17 protein-coding genes are annotated in these 15,758 nt (G+C 71.2%); 8 read left to right on the plus strand and 9 right to left on the minus strand.

The features are described from left to right. Positions 1–105: 105 nt before the first annotated feature. From ACFVWD_RS40505 to dnaK, 3 genes are read right to left on the minus strand one after another with little or no spacing between them, the layout of a single operon-like run. Complete coding sequence (locus tag ACFVWD_RS40505; protein ID WP_389602969.1) at positions 106–1,080, minus strand: DnaJ C-terminal domain-containing protein; 975 nt, start codon at positions 1,078–1,080, stop codon at positions 106–108. A 6-nt stretch (positions 1,081–1,086) separates the two neighbouring features. Continuing rightward, positions 1,087–1,605 carry a nucleotide exchange factor GrpE gene (locus tag ACFVWD_RS40510; protein WP_389602970.1) on the minus strand — a complete coding sequence of 173 codons (519 nt, stop codon included), beginning with the start codon at positions 1,603–1,605 and terminating at the stop codon, positions 1,087–1,089. Positions 1,606–1,614: 9 nt separating this feature from the next. Then, the gene (dnaK, locus tag ACFVWD_RS40515) at positions 1,615–3,513 is read right to left on the minus strand and encodes a molecular chaperone DnaK (protein WP_389602971.1); all 1,899 of its coding nucleotides are present in this window, start codon (positions 3,511–3,513) and stop codon (positions 1,615–1,617) included. A gap of 346 nt (positions 3,514–3,859) precedes the next feature. On the opposite strand from dnaK, the gene ACFVWD_RS40520 reads away from it, so the two are divergent. Beyond that, on the plus strand, positions 3,860–5,641 hold the full coding sequence (locus tag ACFVWD_RS40520; RefSeq protein ID WP_389602972.1) for a PucR family transcriptional regulator: 1,782 nt from the start codon (positions 3,860–3,862) through the stop codon (positions 5,639–5,641). Between the two features lie 18 nt (positions 5,642–5,659). Here ACFVWD_RS40520 and ACFVWD_RS40525 read toward each other — a convergent pair whose 3' ends face one another. After that, the gene (locus ACFVWD_RS40525; protein WP_389602973.1) at positions 5,660–6,280 is read right to left on the minus strand and encodes an L-threonylcarbamoyladenylate synthase; all 621 of its coding nucleotides are present in this window, start codon (positions 6,278–6,280) and stop codon (positions 5,660–5,662) included. A 111-nt stretch (positions 6,281–6,391) separates the two neighbouring features. On the opposite strand from ACFVWD_RS40525, the gene ACFVWD_RS40530 reads away from it, so the two are divergent. The 6 genes from ACFVWD_RS40530 to ACFVWD_RS40555 all read left to right on the plus strand — a co-directional run bounded on the left by ACFVWD_RS40530 (position 6,392) and on the right by ACFVWD_RS40555 (position 10,304). Next, positions 6,392–6,631 carry a hypothetical protein gene (locus tag ACFVWD_RS40530; protein ID WP_067374823.1) on the plus strand — a complete coding sequence of 80 codons (240 nt, stop codon included), beginning with the start codon at positions 6,392–6,394 and terminating at the stop codon, positions 6,629–6,631. Then, on the plus strand, positions 6,631–7,008 hold the full coding sequence (locus ACFVWD_RS40535; RefSeq protein ID WP_054229421.1) for a hypothetical protein: 378 nt from the start codon (positions 6,631–6,633) through the stop codon (positions 7,006–7,008). Before ACFVWD_RS40530 ends, ACFVWD_RS40535 begins: the two co-directional genes overlap by 1 nt. Positions 7,009–7,235: 227 nt before the next feature. Continuing rightward, entirely contained in the window at positions 7,236–8,270 is a 1,035-nt protein-coding gene (locus ACFVWD_RS40540; RefSeq protein ID WP_389602974.1) for a zinc-binding dehydrogenase, read from the plus strand. 275 nt (positions 8,271–8,545) lie between these two features. Then, positions 8,546–8,794 carry a hypothetical protein gene (locus ACFVWD_RS40545; RefSeq protein ID WP_389602975.1) on the plus strand — a complete coding sequence of 83 codons (249 nt, stop codon included), beginning with the start codon at positions 8,546–8,548 and terminating at the stop codon, positions 8,792–8,794. Further along, positions 8,791–9,183 (plus strand): DUF2255 family protein, encoded by a 393-nt coding sequence (locus ACFVWD_RS40550; RefSeq protein WP_389602976.1) that lies wholly within the window; start codon positions 8,791–8,793, stop codon positions 9,181–9,183. Before ACFVWD_RS40545 ends, ACFVWD_RS40550 begins: the two co-directional genes overlap by 4 nt. Before the next feature lie 77 nt (positions 9,184–9,260). Continuing rightward, positions 9,261–10,304, plus strand: coding sequence for an NAD(P)-dependent alcohol dehydrogenase (locus ACFVWD_RS40555; RefSeq protein ID WP_389602977.1), 1,044 nt, complete (start codon positions 9,261–9,263; stop codon positions 10,302–10,304). Positions 10,305–10,424: 120 nt separating this feature from the next. On the opposite strand, the gene ACFVWD_RS40560 is transcribed toward ACFVWD_RS40555, so the two are convergent. The 5 genes from ACFVWD_RS40560 to ACFVWD_RS40580 form a co-directional block, all read right to left on the minus strand. Beyond that, positions 10,425–11,366 carry a helix-turn-helix transcriptional regulator gene (locus tag ACFVWD_RS40560; protein WP_389602978.1) on the minus strand — a complete coding sequence of 314 codons (942 nt, stop codon included), beginning with the start codon at positions 11,364–11,366 and terminating at the stop codon, positions 10,425–10,427. Between the two features lie 231 nt (positions 11,367–11,597). Next, positions 11,598–13,037 (minus strand): NADP-dependent phosphogluconate dehydrogenase, encoded by a 1,440-nt coding sequence (gene gndA / locus ACFVWD_RS40565; protein WP_389602979.1) that lies wholly within the window; start codon positions 13,035–13,037, stop codon positions 11,598–11,600. 358 nt (positions 13,038–13,395) lie between these two features. Beyond that, complete coding sequence (gene purU / locus ACFVWD_RS40570; RefSeq protein ID WP_389602999.1) at positions 13,396–14,088, minus strand: formyltetrahydrofolate deformylase; 693 nt, start codon at positions 14,086–14,088, stop codon at positions 13,396–13,398. A 212-nt stretch (positions 14,089–14,300) separates the two neighbouring features. Beyond that, the gene (locus tag ACFVWD_RS40575; RefSeq protein WP_389602980.1) at positions 14,301–14,807 is read right to left on the minus strand and encodes a hypothetical protein; all 507 of its coding nucleotides are present in this window, start codon (positions 14,805–14,807) and stop codon (positions 14,301–14,303) included. Positions 14,808–14,822: 15 nt separating this feature from the next. Next, positions 14,823–14,948: a hypothetical protein gene (locus tag ACFVWD_RS40580; protein WP_389602981.1), complete on the minus strand. Its 126-nt coding sequence runs from the start codon at positions 14,946–14,948 to the stop codon at positions 14,823–14,825. Between ACFVWD_RS40580 and ACFVWD_RS40585 the strand changes: the two genes are divergently transcribed. Beyond that, the gene (locus tag ACFVWD_RS40585) at positions 14,947–15,498 is read left to right on the plus strand and encodes a substrate-binding domain-containing protein (RefSeq protein ID WP_389602982.1); all 552 of its coding nucleotides are present in this window, start codon (positions 14,947–14,949) and stop codon (positions 15,496–15,498) included. The two genes, ACFVWD_RS40580 and ACFVWD_RS40585, sit on opposite strands and share 2 nt — an antisense overlap. The last annotated feature ends 260 nt before the right edge of the window (positions 15,499–15,758 follow it).

The raw sequence follows: 15,758 nt of genomic DNA on the forward strand, positions 1-15,758 counted from the left end.
GGGGCCCCGCCCCCGGGGGGACGACGCGAACCAGGTTAACCCGCCCGGGCGGGGGGGGGGGGGGGGGGGGGGGGGGGCCCCCCCCCCCGGGACGGGGGGCGGTGGTCATCGGGGCCTCCTCGGGTCGAAGGCGGACGCGGCGGCCAGTTCCTCGAAGAGCTCACGCTCACGGGCGGTCGCCTCCGGCGGCACCATGATGCGGACCTCCGCGTACAGGTTGCCGTCCTCGCCGCGCGGGTTGGGCATGCCCTCGCCGCGCAGCCGCAGCCGGCGGCCGCCGGAGGAGCCCGGCGGGACGGTGACCTTGGCCGTGCCGCCGGGGGTGGGCACCGGCACGGTCGCGCCGAGTGCCGCCTCCCACGGCGTCACCGGGAGGACCACGTGGATGTCGCGGCCCTCCAGCCGGAACCGCCCGTCGGGCTTGATCCGCACCCGCAGATAGAGGTCGCCCGGCGGAGCGTCGGGGCTGCCCCTGCCGCCTTCTCCGGCCAGCCGGATGCGCTGCCCGTCCACCACCCCGCGCGGGATGTCGACGTCGTAGGTGCGCTGCCCACTGGGGCCGCCCAGGGTGATGCCGCGCCTGCCGCCCCGGTAGGCCTCCTCGACGCCGAGCTGGATCTCGGCCTCCTGGTCGGCGCCCGGCACCGGACCCCAGCCGCCGCCCGCGCCCCCGCCGCGTCCGAAGATCCCGCCGAACAGGTCCTCGAAGTCGACGCCGGAGCCGTCGAAGTCGACACCGTCCGCTGTACGGAATCGCACCCCGCTTCTGCCGCCTCCACCTCCGGCCCCTCCGACGCCCGCGCTCCAGCCGCCCCGGGCACCCGCTCCCGCGGCCACCCGCTCGTCGTAGTCCTCCGGGATCTGCCGGAAGTTCTCACCGAAGCGGTCGTAGCGCTGCCTGGTCTTGGGGTCGGACAGCACGCTGTACGCGTCGTTGATCTCCTTGAAGCGTTCCTCGGCTCCCGGGTCCTTGTTGACGTCGGGGTGGTGTTTGCGCGCCAGCTTGCGGAAGGCCTGCTGGATCTCCTCGGCGCTCGCGGTGCGCGTCACCCCGAGCACGTCGTAGTAGTCCCGTGCCATGAGGCGTCACTCCTGCCGCTTGCTGACCACGACGAAGGCGGGGCGCAACTGCTTCCCGTCCGCCCCGTAGCCCGGGCTCACCACCTGGGCCACGGTGTTCGGCTCGGCGTCGGGGGTGTCGACGACTCCGACGACCTCGTGCCGGGTCGGGTCGAAAGGCACCCCGGTCTCCTCGTAGCGGGGATACCCGAGACCGCGCAGCACCTCCACCGCCTGGTCGCGTACGGCCTCGATACCCTTCAGCACGGCGGAGGGGTCGGAGTCGGAGTGGGCCAGCGCCCGTTCCAGGTTGTCGAGGACGGGCAGCCAGGCCGCGGCGGTGCGGGCGCGCTCCTCGGCCCGCACGCGTTCGAGTTCCCTCGCGTGACGCTTACGGAGGTTGTCCAGGTCGGCGAGCGCGCGGCGCCAGCGGTCGCGCATCTCGTCGAGGGCGGCCGCCTGCTCGTCCGCCTCCGGCACGTGCGAGGACGAGGGGGTCTCGCCCGGCTGTTGCGGAGGCGTCGTCGGCTCCTGCTCGGTGGCCATGACGGCTCCTCAGCTCTTGTCGAATTCCGCGTCGATCACGTCGTCGCCGGATGCTGCCGTGGCGCCGGCGGTGTCCTGCGTCCCGGTTCCGGCCTGGGCCTGCGCGGCCGCGCCCGTCTGGTACTGGGCGAGCGACGCCAGCACCTGCTGGAGCTCGGAGGTCAGCGGCCTGGCCTTGTCCGGGGACGCCTCCTGCTGGACCGCCTCACGGGCATCGGCGACGAGCATGTCCGCCCGGGCCCGCTCGTGCGAGGGCACCGCGTCGCCCAGCTCGTTCAGCCGGCGCTCCACCTGGTAGGCCACGGCGTCCAGTTCGTTGCGGGCGTCCACGGCGTCGCGCAGCGCCTGGTCCTCGCCGCGGTGCTGCTCGGCCTCCTGGACCATCCGCTCGACCTCGCCCTTGTCGAGGTTGGAGCCCTCGCTGATGGTGATGGTCTGTTCCTTGCTGGTGTCCTTGTCCCGTGCGGTGACGTTCAGGATCCCGTTGGCGTCGATGTCGAGGATGACCTCGACCTGCGGCTCGCCGCGCGGTGCCGGGCGGATGTCCTTCAGCTGGAAGCGGCCCAGGACCCGGTTGTCGGCGGCCATCTCGCGCTCGCCCTGCAGGACGACGACGTCCACGGCCTCCTGGTTGTCCTCCGCGGTGGAGAAGGTCTCCGAGCGGCGGACCGGGATCGTGGTGTTCCGGTCGATGATCTTCGTCATCACACCGCCGCGGGTCTCCACACCCAGCGACAGCGGGGTCACGTCGAGCAGCAGGACGTCCTTGACCTCGCCCTTGAGCACGCCCGCCTGGATCGCGGCGCCCAGCGCCACGACCTCGTCGGGGTTGACGCTCATGTTCGGGTCCTTGCCGCCGGTCAGCCGGCGGACCAGGCTCTGCACGGCCGGGATGCGCGTCGAGCCGCCCACGAGGATGACCTCGTCGATGTCGTTCGCGCTGGTCTTGGCGTCGGCCATCGCCTGCTTGACCGGTTCCATGGTCCGCTCGACCAGGTCGGCGGTGATCTTCTCGAACGTGGACCGCATGATCGTCTCGGTCAGGTGCTTGGGGCCGGCGGCGTCCGCGGTGATGAACGGCAGGCTGACCTGTGTCTGTGTGACCGAGCTCAGCTCCGTCTTGGCCTTCTCCGCGGCTTCGAACAGCCGTTGCAGCGCCTGTGGGTCCTTGCGCAGGTCGATCCCGTTCTCCTTCTGGAAGCCGTCCGCGAGCAGGTCGACGAGGCGACGGTCGAAGTCGTCGCCGCCGAGGTGGCTGTCGCCCGCCGTCGAGCGCACTTCCACGACCCCGTCACCGACGTCCAGGATGCTCACGTCGAAGGTGCCGCCACCGAGGTCGAAGACGAGCACCGTCTCGTGCTGCTTCTTCTCCATGCCGTACGCCAGCGCCGCCGCCGTCGGCTCGTTGATGATCCGCAGCACTTCGAGCCCCGCGATGCGCCCCGCGTCCTTGGTCGCCTGGCGCTGGGCGTCGTTGAAGTACGCGGGCACGGTGATGACGGCCTCGGTGACCTTCTCGCCCAGCTGCTTGCCGGCGTCGTCGGCGAGCTTGCGCAGCACCAGCGCGCTGATCTCCTCCGGCGCGTACAGCTTCTCGCGCACCTTGAAGCGCGCGACTCCGCCCTCGCCCTCGACGACGTCGTACGCCACCGCCTTGGCCTCGTCGGATATCTCGTCGAAGTGCCGGCCGATGAACCGCTTGGCCGAGTAGATGGTGCCCTTGGGATTGAGGATCGCCTGGCGCCTGGCGAGCTGACCCACCAGCCGTTCGCCGCTGTCGGTGAAGGCGACGATGGAGGGCGTGGTGCGCGAGCCCTCGGCATTGGGTATGACGGTCGCCTCACCGCCCTCCCACACGGCGATCACCGAGTTGGTGGTGCCCAGGTCGATTCCGACTGCCTTGCCCATGAGGAACTCCTTCGCCTGCCACCCCCGGCGTCCGCCCGTCTCCGGTGGCGGCGGTTGTCTTCAGGTGAGGTCGCGTGTCCGCGGGCGTCAGCCGGCGGACACGGGTCGTGGGTTCCGTCCTTGCCAGGGTGTTACGGGACGAAGGGCGACGCCTGCTCCCGACGGGGCGAAATTCGTCCCCTCCTCTCCCCCTGGGAGTGCAGGAGACAGCGAGGCACCGCCCGAGGCGGTCAGGGAGCCGACCCGGCTCCCGGGCGGCGTTCCGCCCCACGCGTGGTCGCTGCGAGAGCCCCACGCGTGACCGGTGCAAGAAGCGACGAAAGGGGGCGAAAGCTAGTATTACGGCATGTCTGGCACGGCCGACGACGCGACCCGTGCGGCGCACCGGAGCATCGCACCACGCGGCCTCGGCAGCCGGGCGCCGAGCACCGACCTGACCGGCTGGGGACGCAAGCAGTCGGCGAGCCTGTACGACGTCTTCGTGCTGGCCGTGACCATGCTCGACGGCCGTCCGGTGGACGAGATCCTCCAGTTGGCCATGGACGAGGTGCCACACCTCCTCGACTGCCGGCCCGAGGGCTGCTACATGCTCAGGGACGGCCGCTTCGAGCTCGAGGCCACGCCGAGCGCACGGACCCTCGGCGGCCGGGCACCGCGCGATCTGACCGACCCGGTCGAACAGCTGACCGCGCTGGGAGGGGAGGACGGCGCCGTCCACTTCCGGGAGGGCGGCTGGGGCTGGGCAGCGGGCCTGCGCAGCTCCGGCGGGCTGCTCGGCTACCTGCTGGTCAGCGCCGGGAAACCGCCTTCTGACGAGGACCGCTTCCTCGTCTACGCCCTCGCTCAGCCGACCGGCGCCGCGCTCTACAACGCCGAAGCCCGCCGCCGCGACCGCGAGTACGCCCGACAGCTGTTCCGGGCGATCGAGGAGCGGGACGCGGTCAATGAACGACTCACCGCGCTGGTGGCGGAGCTGGAGGAGCAGCGCACCGTGCACGACGTCCTCGCCCGGACCTCCGTCACCGACGAAGGGGAGCACGGCATCGCCGCCGCCGTGTACGAGCTGACCGGCCTCGCCACCCGTGTCGAGGACCGCTTCGGAAACCTCCTCGCCCGGGCGGGGCCGGTCCCGCCCGAGGCGGACACCAAGCCCGATCCGCTCCAGCGCGAGCAACTCATGCACGACGCGGTGCGCGAACTCGGTCCGATCCGCCATGAGGGACGCCTCATCGGACTGGCACGCCACCACGGGGAGCCCCTCGGCAGCATCGAGCTCATCGACCCCGACGGCACGGCGGGCGGGGCCGAAATGTTCGCCCTCGAACACGCCTGCACGGCACTGTCCCTGGAACTGGCCCACCGCCGCAGTCTGGCGGAGGCCGAACTCCGCCTGCGCCGGGAACTTGTGGACGACCTGCTCACCGGCGCCGACGACGGCGGCGCGTACGCCAGGGCCGAGGCCGTCGGCCACGACCTGCACGGACCGCACCACGTCACGGTCGCACAGTGGCGGGGAACGGCCGCCGACGACCGCTTCCTGGGAGCGGTGGGACGTGCCGCGCATGGACTGGGCCTGCGGTCGCTGCTGGCCCGGCGAGGGGACATGGCGGTGCTCGTGGTCCGGGGCGAGCCGCGTGACTCGGGGCTGTACAAGGCCCTCGCCGACGAAGTGGGCTCTCCGCACGGCGCGGTGGGCATCGGCAGCCTGTGCGAGGCGGTGGCGGACATCCCGCGCTCCTTCGACCAGGCCGTCCGCGCGCTCGCCGTACGCCGCCAGTCCCACCCCGCGAACGGCACCACGACCTGCGAGGAACTCGGCCTCTACCGCATCCTGGCCCGGGACAAGGACGCGGGAGACGTCACCGACTTCGTCCGCGAATGGCTCGGCGCGCTCCTCGACTACGACGACGCCCACGGCACCGACCTGGTGCACACCCTCACCCGCTACTTCGACCACGGCGGCAACTACGACGAGACGGCGCAGGCCCTCGCCGTGCACCGCAGCACGCTCCGCTACCGGTTGCAGCGCATCAGGGAGGTCAGCGGCCGCAGGCTCGACGAGGTGGACAGCCGCTTCAACCTCCAGGTCGCCACCCGGATCTGGAAAGTCAGCGGCCCCGCGTTCTGACCGGCCCCTTCGCCCCGCTCACTCGAAGCGGGAGGGATCGCCCGCTCCTCGTCGTACGATCTCGGGCTCGCCCTGCGAGAAGTCGATGACGGTCGTCGGCTCGACGCCGCAGTCGCCGGAGTCGAGGACCGCGTCCACCACGTGGTCGAGCTCCTCCTTGATCTCCCACCCCTGCGTCAGCGGCTTCTCCTGATCGGGGAGGAGCAGGGTGCTCGACAGCAGGGGCTCGCCGAGCTCGGCGAGGAGCGCCCGGGCGACGACATGGTCGGGAATCCGGACGCCGACCGTCTTCTTCTTCGGGTGCAGCAGCCTGCGCGGTGCCTCCTTCGTCGCCGGGAGGATGAAGGTGTAACTACCCGGAGTCGAGGCCTTGATCGCACGGAACACCGCGTTGTCCAGGTGTACGAAGTGGGCCAGCTGCGCGAAGTCCTGGCACATCAGGGTGAAGTGGTGCCGGTCGTCCAGCCGGCGGATCGAACGGATCCGGTCGAGTCCGTCCCGGTTGCCCAACTGAGCCCCGAGGGCGAAGCAGGAGTCGGTCGGATAGGCGACGAGCCCTCCACCGCGGATGATGTCCGCCATCTGGCTGAGAGTGCGCTGCTGGGGGTTCTCGGGGTGCACGTCGAAGTACTTGGCCATGCGCCGAGCTTAGATCGGCGGCGCCGGGGACCTGTCGATTCGCCCCATGGCCATTCGTTCAGGCGACCCTGAGGCCTCGCACCCCCGGTACCAACCAGGTACCATCCGTGTATGCCATCACTGAACGTGACCTTCACGGAAGAGGAGCTCGAGGGAGTGCGCGCGGCCGCCGCGGCCGACGGCAAGAGCCTCAAGCAGTATCTGCACGACCTCGGTGTCCGGGAGATGCAGCGCAGGCAGTTCGTCGCCGGCGCCACCGCCTGGGCCGACCGGCTGCGCGGCGAGTTCGACGACGCGTTCCCCGACGAGGTGCCGCCCGCCGAGCGCCGGGACGGATCCGCGGCCGCCTGATGCACCTGACCATCGATGTCGCCTGGCTGCTCGACGTCCAGGAGGCCGCCCTCGCCCGCGAGGACATGTCCGTGTCGGACTACTCCGCGCTCGTCGCGGCCGTCGCCCGCCACAAGACCAAGCTGCCCACGCTCGCCGCCGCCGACCCGGACGCGGCCTGGCGCGCCGCCGCGCTGATGCACACCATCGTGCGCCTGGAGCCCCTGCCGCACCGCAACAGCCTGTTTGCCGCGTTCGTCGCCGCCCAGTACATGGACCAGTCGGGCGAGGGCATCGACCCGCCCTACGGAGCACTGTCCGACCTCGTCCGCAAGATCCGCGACACCCGCGTCGGTGTCCCCGCCGTCGCCGACCAGCTGCGCTCCTGGAAGGTCTGAGGACGCCTGTCCACCAGATCCACCGCTGCGCCCCGGAGTCGTCATCGCAGGCAGGCGTGAGAGTGCGGGCCCCGATATCGGGACCCATACTTTTTGAACGGCCGGAATGTCCCTTCGACCGAAGGGGACAGTCGCCTGAATTCCCGGTTGTTCCGAGCTGGACGCGGCGCTGCCGCCGCTCTCGACGCTCTGCGAACAAGTACAGGACGACTCGATCGGAAAGACTCATGCGAGCAACTCTGATTTACGGTGCCGGTGACGTGCGCGTGGAGGAGGTGCCCGACCCGGGGATCCAGCAGCCCACGGACGCCGTCGTACGCGTGCTGCGTGCGTGCATCTGCGGCAGCGACCTGTGGCCGTACGGGTCGCGTCCGCCCACCGAGCACGGCGACCGCATCGGCCACGAGTTCCTGGGTGTCGTCGAGGACATCGGCGCGGAGGTGTCCGGACTGAAGACCGGAGACCTGGTGGTGGCCCCCTTCGTCTGGTCGGACAACACCTGCGACTTCTGCCGTGAGGGCCTGCACACCTCGTGCCGGCACGGCGGTTTCTGGGCCACGGACGGGGTGGACGGCGGTCAGGGCGAGGCAGTGCGGGTACCGCAGGCCCAGGGCACGCTGGTGAAGCTGCCCGTCGGCGAGGACTCCGCCCTGCTGCCGTCGCTGCTGACCCTGTCGGACGTCTTCTGCACCGGCCACCACTGCGCGGTGACGGCAGGCGTCACCCCGCGTACGACCGTGACCGTGGTCGGTGACGGAGCGGTCGGGCTGTCGGCGGTACTGTCCGCCGAACGGCTCGGCGCCGAGCGGATCATCCTGATGGGGCGGCACAAGGCCCGCACCGATCTCGGCCGCGACTTCGGTGCCACCGACATCGTCGCCGAACGCGGCGAGGAGGGCGTCGAGCGCGTGCGCGAGCTGACCGGCGGCGACGGTACGCACACGGTGCTGGAGTGTGTCGGCACGCTGCCCGCGCTGGAGATGTCGCTGGGCGTGGTGCGCGCGGGCGGCACGATCAGCCGGGTGGGCGCCCCGCAGTACGACCAGGTCCCGCTGGGCTTCCAGGAGTTCATGAACAACATCACCCTCACCGGCGGTGTGGCTCCGGCCCGCGCCTACATCGAGGAACTACTCCCCGACGTCCTCGAAGGGAAGATCGAACCAGGGCGCGTCTTCGACCGCACGGTGAGCGTCGACGAGGTACCCGACGGCTATCGCGCGATGGCCGACCGGGAGGCGCTGAAGGTACTCGTCCAGCCCTGAACACGGAGCTGACCGCCCCCGCCCGTCCGAGGAGGCCCCGACCTCCCGGACGCGCCGGGGCGGGCCCCGGACTGCCGCTCCCGAACCGACGCTCCCGCGGTGCCGCTCACTGGTCGTGCGCCCCGCTTCGGCGCCCCGTGACCTGCGCGGCAGCCCCGTGGGGGGCCCTGCGGCACCCCTGAACACCGCTCCCCCGAACATCACGGTCTGCCGGGATGCGGGCCGGGCGAGCAGGCTGGATGCTCGTTGAAGATCCCACTTCCCCGGAGCATCCCATGTCCGTCCCCGTCACTCCGGTCCGGCGACCTGTCGTCGAGCCTGCGGGACAAGTCCTCGCAAGTCCCGCGCCGGCGCCGGCAGCGGCCGTCCCCGGCTTATTCGTGATCACCCTCGACGCGCTGGTCGTCAACGTCGCGCTGCCGTCGATCCGGGACGAACTCGGCGGTGGCGTCACGGGCCTGCAGTGGGTCATGGACGCGGGTCCGCCAACAGTGACCACACCCACGAAGGTGACCCAACCATGACCACGTCGTGGACGAGCGACGAACTCAGCAGGATCGGCCGGGCGGAGGAGCTGGAGATCGCGTCCGTGCGCCGCGACGGCGCGCTGAGCAGCCCCCGGACGATCTGGGTCGTCCGGGTCGGCGACGAGATCTACGTCCGCTCCGTGAACGGCCCGGACTCCGACTGGTTCCGCGGCACCCGGGCCCGCCGCGAGGCCCGCATCGAGGCCTACGGCGTCGAGAAGGACGTCACGCTGACGGACCCCGACGGCGAGATCAACGGCGAGGTCGACGCCGCCTACCGCACCAAGTACGGCCGCTACTCCGCGAACACCATCGCCCGCATCACGAGCCCCGTGGCGGGCTCCACGACGATGCGGCTGGTGCCACGCGGCGGAGCGGACGCCTAGTCGGACTTCGGCGGCCACCCGGCTGCCGACAACCCCATCAACTTCACCCCGCACTTTCACCCCCCACTGGAGAACCGGTGCTTACCGTCCCCGCATACGCCGCCACTTCGGCGACCGAACCGCTCGCGCCGACCACCGTCGAGCGCCGTGACGTCGGCCCGCACGACGTCCTCATCGACATCAAGTACTGCGGCATCTGCCACTCCGACATCCACAACGTCCGCAGCGAGTGGGGCCCGGCGACCTACCCCCTGGTTCCCGGTCACGAGATCGCCGGCATCGTCACCCAGGTCGGCTCCGAGGTCACCCGGCACGCCGTGGGCGACCGGGTCGGCGTCGGCTGCATGGTCAACTCCTGCCGTGAGTGCGTGCCCTGCCTGCGGGGCGAGGAGCAGTACTGCCTCAAGGGCAACACCCTCACCTACGGCTCGATCGACGCCGACGGCACCCCGACCCAGGGCGGCTACTCCACCCACGTCGTGGTCGACGACGACTTCGTCGTCACCATCCCCGAGGGCCTCGGCCTCGACGAGGCCGCCCCGCTGCTGTGCGCGGGCATCACCACGTACTCCCCGCTGCGCCGCTGGGGCGCGGGCCCCGGCAAGAAGGTCGCCGTCATCGGCCTCGGCGGACTCGGCCACATGGCCGTCAAGATCGCACACGCGATGGGCGCCGAAGTCACCGTCCTGTCGCAGTCGCTGAAGAAGATGGACGACGGCCTGCGGCTGGGCGCCGACCACTACTACGCCACCAGCGACCCGACCACCTTCGAGCAGCTCGCCGGCACCTTCGACGTCATCCTCAACACGGTCAGCGCCAAGCTCGACCTCGACACCTTCCTCGGCCTGCTCACCGTGGGCGGCGCGATGGTCAACGTCGGCGCTCCCGCGGAGCCGCTGTCGCTCAACGTGTTCTCGCTGATCATGCAGGGCCGCGTGTACGCGGGGTCGCTGATCGGCGGCATCCGCGAGACGCAGGAGATGCTCGACTTCTGCGCCGAGCACGGCATCGGCGCCGAGGTCGAGATCATCCCCGCCGAGAAGATCAACGAGGCGTACGAGCGTGTCCTGGCCTCGGACGTGCGCTACCGCTTCGTGATCGACACCGCGACCCTGGCCTGACCCACCGCGGCACCGTCCGCCCGAGACCACCCCGTACGAGGCGCGCCCCCGAGCCCTCGTACGGGGTGTTGCCGCACCCGTGCCGAGGTGTCACCCGAAGGGCAGCTGAGGAATGGGCCGCTAGTCGGCCGCGGGCCGCCCGGCCCCCGCCCGGCGCGCGGACCGCTCTTCGGCCTTCCCGGCCGCGTCGAGCAGGAGCATCGCGTCGTAATCCGGGGTGCCGGGCGGGGCGTGGTACGCGACCAGGCGGTGACCGTCGGTGCCCTCCAGCGTCATGGACTGGTAGCCGAACGTGACGTCGCCGACCCGGGGGTGGTGGAAGGCCTTGCGACCCGAGGAATGCCCCTTCACGTCGTACGCCTCCCACAGGCGCGCGAAGTCCGGGCTCTTGAGCAGGAGTTCTTCGACGAGGCCGGCGAGGTCCGGGGCGTCGGGGTCGGTGCCAGCGAGGGTGCGCAGCCGGGCGACGCAGCCGCGGATCTGGTTCTCCCAGTCGCCGAAGAGCGCGCGGGCGGCGGGGTGGAGGAAGACGTAGCGCACGATGTTGCGCTGCTTCTCGGGCCAGTCCTCGAGCCCGGCCATCAGGTGCAGGCCGGCCGGATTGGTGGCGATCATGTCCATGGTGCGGCTGACCACGTGCGCGGGATTGGGCCGCATGCTCTCCAGGAGCAGCTCGACACCGGGATCCACCGAACCGCCGGGATCCACCGGGCCGGCGGGCGCCGTCGGCAGCTCAGGGACGGTTCGCGCGGCGCGTGCCGCGAGGTCGCGGAGATGCTCGAGCTCGGTCCCGTCCAGCCGGAGGGCGGCCCCGAGGGCGTTGACGACGGACGGGCTCGGATTGGTCTCCTTGCCCCGCTCCAGGCGCGTGTAGTAGTCGATGCTGACTCCGGCCAGCGTGGCCAGCTCCTCGCGGCGCAGTCCGGGCGTGCGGCGCAGCCCGGGGCCCTGCGGGAGACCGACGTCGGCGGGCGTCACCCGGGCGCGGCGGGCGCGCAGGAAGCGCCCCAGGCCCGTACCGCCGTTGCCACCGGTGCTGCCCCTGCGCTGCTCACGTGCCATGCGATCCAGTGTGGCAGCCCTGTGACCTGGGTGACAGCCGCGTGAGGGGCCCTGCCACACCCCCGAACACACCCAGGCGCGCGGCAGGAACCAGATGGTGCCGTTGGAGCTGATGCGCAACCGCACCGTGGGTGTTCTCGGTGGCGGTCGGCTTCGCCGTGAACGTCGGCTTCTTCGGCGTGGGATGGGCCGCCCGGCCCACGGAAGTGACCCGCGCGGCCCGAGTCCCTGTCAGGCGGTGGTTTCGGGGCGGTCGGGCTGCGACCAGTGGGTGTGGAAGGAGCCCTCACGGTCGGTGCGCCGATAGGTGTGGGCGCCGAAGTAGTCGCGCTGCCCCTGGAGGAGGGCGGCGGGCAGGCGGTCGGCGCGCAGGGTGTCGTAGTGCGCGAGCGCGGCGGAGAACGCGGGGACGGGGATGCCACGCCGGGCGGCGGAGGCGACGATCTCCCGCCAGGGCACCTGGGCGTCGCTGATCTCCTGGGCGAAACCGTCCTCGGCGAGCAGGCTGACGAGGTCCGGGTCGGTGGCGTAGGCGGCGCGGATACGGTCGAGGAAGGAGGCGCGGATGATGCAGCCGCCGCGCCAGATCCGGGCGACCGAGCCGAGGTCGATCTTCCAGCCGTACTCGGCGGCGGCGTCCAGGATCATCTTCCAGCCCTGGTCGTAGGCGATGACCTTCGAGGCGTACAGGGCGTGTTCGACCTGAGCGGTGAAGCGCGCGGCCTCGGTGCGGCTGAGCGGGGGAGTGGTGCCGCCGGGCAGACCTCGGTAGGCGGCGCGCAGGTCGCTCTGGCCGGAGGCGGCGCGGGCGAAGGTGGCCTGGGCGATGGCGGTGACCGGGGAGGCCAGGTCGAGGGCGGTCTGCACGGTCCAGCGGCCGGTGCCCTTCTGCCCGGCGGCGTCGTCGACGATGTCGACGAACGCGCCACCGGTCTGCGGGTCGGTGTGGGCGAGGACCTCGGCGGTGATCTCGACCAGATAGGAGCCGAGGCGGCCCTCGTTCCAGGTGCGGAAGACATCGGCGATCTCGGCGGGGTTGTACCCGGCGACCTGGCGCAGCAGGTCGTAGGCCTCGGCGATGAGCTGCATGTCGGCGTATTCGATGCCGTTGTGGACCATCTTGACGAAGTGTCCGGCGCCGTCGGTGCCGATGTGGGTGGCGCAGGGCTCACCGTCGACCTTGGCGCTGATGCTCTCGAACATCGGGCCGAGGACGGCGTACGACTCCGCCGAGCCGCCGGGCATGATGCTCGGCCCGTTGAGGGCGCCCTCCTCACCCCCGGAGATGCCCGCGCCGACGAAGTGCAGGCCGCGTTCGCGCAGCGCGGCCTCGCGGCGGCGAGTGTCGGCGAAGTGGGCGTTGCCGCCGTCGATGATCATGTCGCCGTTCTCGAGGAGCGGGGCGAACTCGTCGATGACGGCGTCGGTGGCCGCGCCCGCCTGCACCATGATCATGAGGCGGCGGGGGCGGGCGAGCGCGGCCACGAACTCCTCGGCCGTCTCGGCCGGGACGAAGGAGCCCTCGTGGCCGAACTCCTCCACCAGCGCGCGGGTGCGGCCGGCGGAGCGGTTGTGGACGGCGACGGTGTAACCGTTCCTGGCGAAGTTACGGGCCAGGTTGCGGCCCATCACTCCGAGGCCGGTGACGCCGATGGAAGCGGATGCGTTCATGAGGCTGCCTGTTCTTCGAATGTCGGCCATGTCAGGGGCGGGGCGACCCCATGACCATGGGTACGGGCCGACGGCCCGGTCTTCTCGATGTCGCGGCGGCCAATCTTGATCAGCTTCCCGGTGGCCGTCGTCGAGGCGCGGTCCACGCGGACGGCGGCACGCTCGCCGCTGTGCCTGTGCCTGTGCCTGTGCCTGTGCCTGTGCCTGTGCCTGTGCCTGTGCCTGTGCCGGGCATGGCGGCGAGGCAGGACTCAGTTGCGGCAGGATGCCCGACACCTCGGGGCCGGCGGTGACGCCGGCGGCGACGCGGGAGACGACCTCCTTCTGGGGTGGGAACCGGTGGGTACCGGCACTTCGGTCAGGCGAATACGATCGTGTGGTTGCCGTCGGGGATCACGCGGTCCTGGCTGTGCCACTCCACCGCCCGTGACAGGACGGCTCGTTCGACGTCCGCGCCGCGGCGCTGGAGGTCGGCGGCGCTCTCGGCGTGCGTCACCCGGACGACGTCCTGCTCGATGATCGGGCCGTCCAGGTCCCCGGTCACGTAGTGCGCGGTCGCGCCGACGAGTTTCACACCCCGCTCCTTCGCCTTGGCATAGGGGCCGGCGCCGATGAAGGCGGGCAGGAACGAGTGGTGGATGTTGATGATCGGCACGCCGACCCGGGCGATGAAGTCCCCCAACAGGATCTGCATGTAGCGGGCGAGGACGATGAAGTCGACGTTGCCCCGCAGCAACCGCAGGTGTTCGGCCTCGGCGGCGGACTTGTCAGGACCCGTCGACGGCACGTGGAAGAAGGGGATCCCGAAGCAGCGGACCTCCTCGGCGGTGTCGGGGTGGTTGGAGATCACCATGGACACCCTGATGGGGAGTTGGCCCTGCCGCTGCCGCCAGAGCAGGTCGAGCAGACAGTGGTCCGACTTCGAGGCGAAGACCGCGACCCGCTTCGGCACGGGCATGTCCCGCAGCGTGAACCGAAGCTCGAACTCCTCGGCGAGCCGCACCTTCAGCTCGCTCTCGATCGCGGGCAACGCCGCCTTGAGGTTGTCCAGGCTGAAGACCGTCCGCTGGAAGGACGCGCCGCCCTGCGGATTGTCGGAGTACTGGTCGAGGCGAGACGATGTTCGCGCCGTGACTGCTGAGCACCGCGCCGACGGCGGCGACGATACCGGTGCGGTCCTTGCCCTTGACGATCAGTGAGGCGTGCTGCGGGGCGGGCTTGCGCGCCGGGGTGCGCGCGGGCTCGTCCTGAGTGAGCGTCACGTCAGTTCTCCTTGTCGCGGAAGTCGGCGACCCACTCGGAGGTGGTCTTCAGGCCGCCGAATGTGTAGAAGTGCAGCTTGAGTTCGCCGTGCCGGCGTGCGTCGTAGCCCTTGGCCAGGGCCCGGATGAAGCGCTCGGGCCCGGAGGTGCCCATGAGGTTGGTGAGCGAGAAGCCGTACTTCCTGGCGATGGACGTACTGGTGCCGACGCCGAAGCGGGCCGCGTAGGTCATCAACCGTGTGATCCCGGCGGGCCCGGGCACACCGATCCGGACGGGCAGGTCGATGCCCCGGGCCCGTACCGCCTCGACCCAGGCCAGGACGGCGTCGACATCGAAACCGAACTGGGTGACGACGGCGCCGGGCAGCCCGTGCTCCTCAAGGGCGGCGCTCTTGTGCTCCATGGCCGACCAGAGCACCGGATCCGCGATCGCGGGGTGCCGCTCGGGACAGCCGCTCACACCGACGTGCCGCACGCCGTGCTGCTGCAGCAGTCCGGACCGGATCAAGGCCAGCGCGTCGTCTTACGGGCCGAGCGGCTCGGCGGGGTCGCCGCCCACGACGAAGACGTTGTCGGCGAGGCCGTCCGCCTCCAGCGCGGCGAGGAACTCCTCCAGCGCCGCCCGTGAGGGCAGCCGACGGGCCGACATGTGCGGTACGGGGACGAAGCCGAGCCGCGAGCCCGACGCCGAGGACTGGAAGAACGGCTTCGCCGGGCATGCGGCCCTGCAGATCCGCTACCTCGCCGAGCGCGGTCACACGGACATCGCCATGGCGCTGCCGGACAGCGACTCGCCCCTGACCGAGGTGCGCATGCGCTTCGTCCGTGAGACCGCGGGCGTGCTGGGACTGCCGACGATCACTCCCTTTGTGGTGCCGGGGCCAAGAGCGGCCGGTACCACGGCCGTTGAGGCGTTCCGCGCGGCGCACGAGTCGGTGACGGCCGTGGCCGCCTTCGACGACGACGTCGCCCTGCGCACCCTGACCGCCCTGCACGACCTCGGTCTCACCATGCCCGACGACGTCGCCGTGATCGGCTTCGGCGACACCGAGTGCGGCGCCCTGATCACCACCGCGCTCACCAACGTCCACATCGACGCCGAAGCCCACGGACGACAGGCCGCACGCATCGCCCTCGGCCTCGAGACGACCGGCATCACCCGGTCCCCGGGACGGGTGCTCGTCCGCGACTCGGCCTGACGCGGCCCTGCCCGTGCTCACGTCGGAGCGGTGGCGCAGGCCTCACGCCTTGGACCTCTGAGCTTGCCGACGTCGGTCCGACGGTTGTCCGGCTTGAGGGGCGGCGCGGTCACGGTCGCCCGGATCTCCCGCTGAGCCCTTCCCGGCCTGCCTCGGAGGACCGTGACCTCCGTTCCGGGGCGGCACCACTCGCGGTGTCCGCGGCCGGCGCCTCGCGGCCGGGGAAGTCGCGGCCTGGGACACCGAGCTCGCGGACGGCC

This window comes from Streptomyces sp. NPDC058086, from assembly GCF_042885015.1.
Taxonomy (GTDB): domain Bacteria; phylum Actinomycetota; class Actinomycetes; order Streptomycetales; family Streptomycetaceae; genus Streptomyces.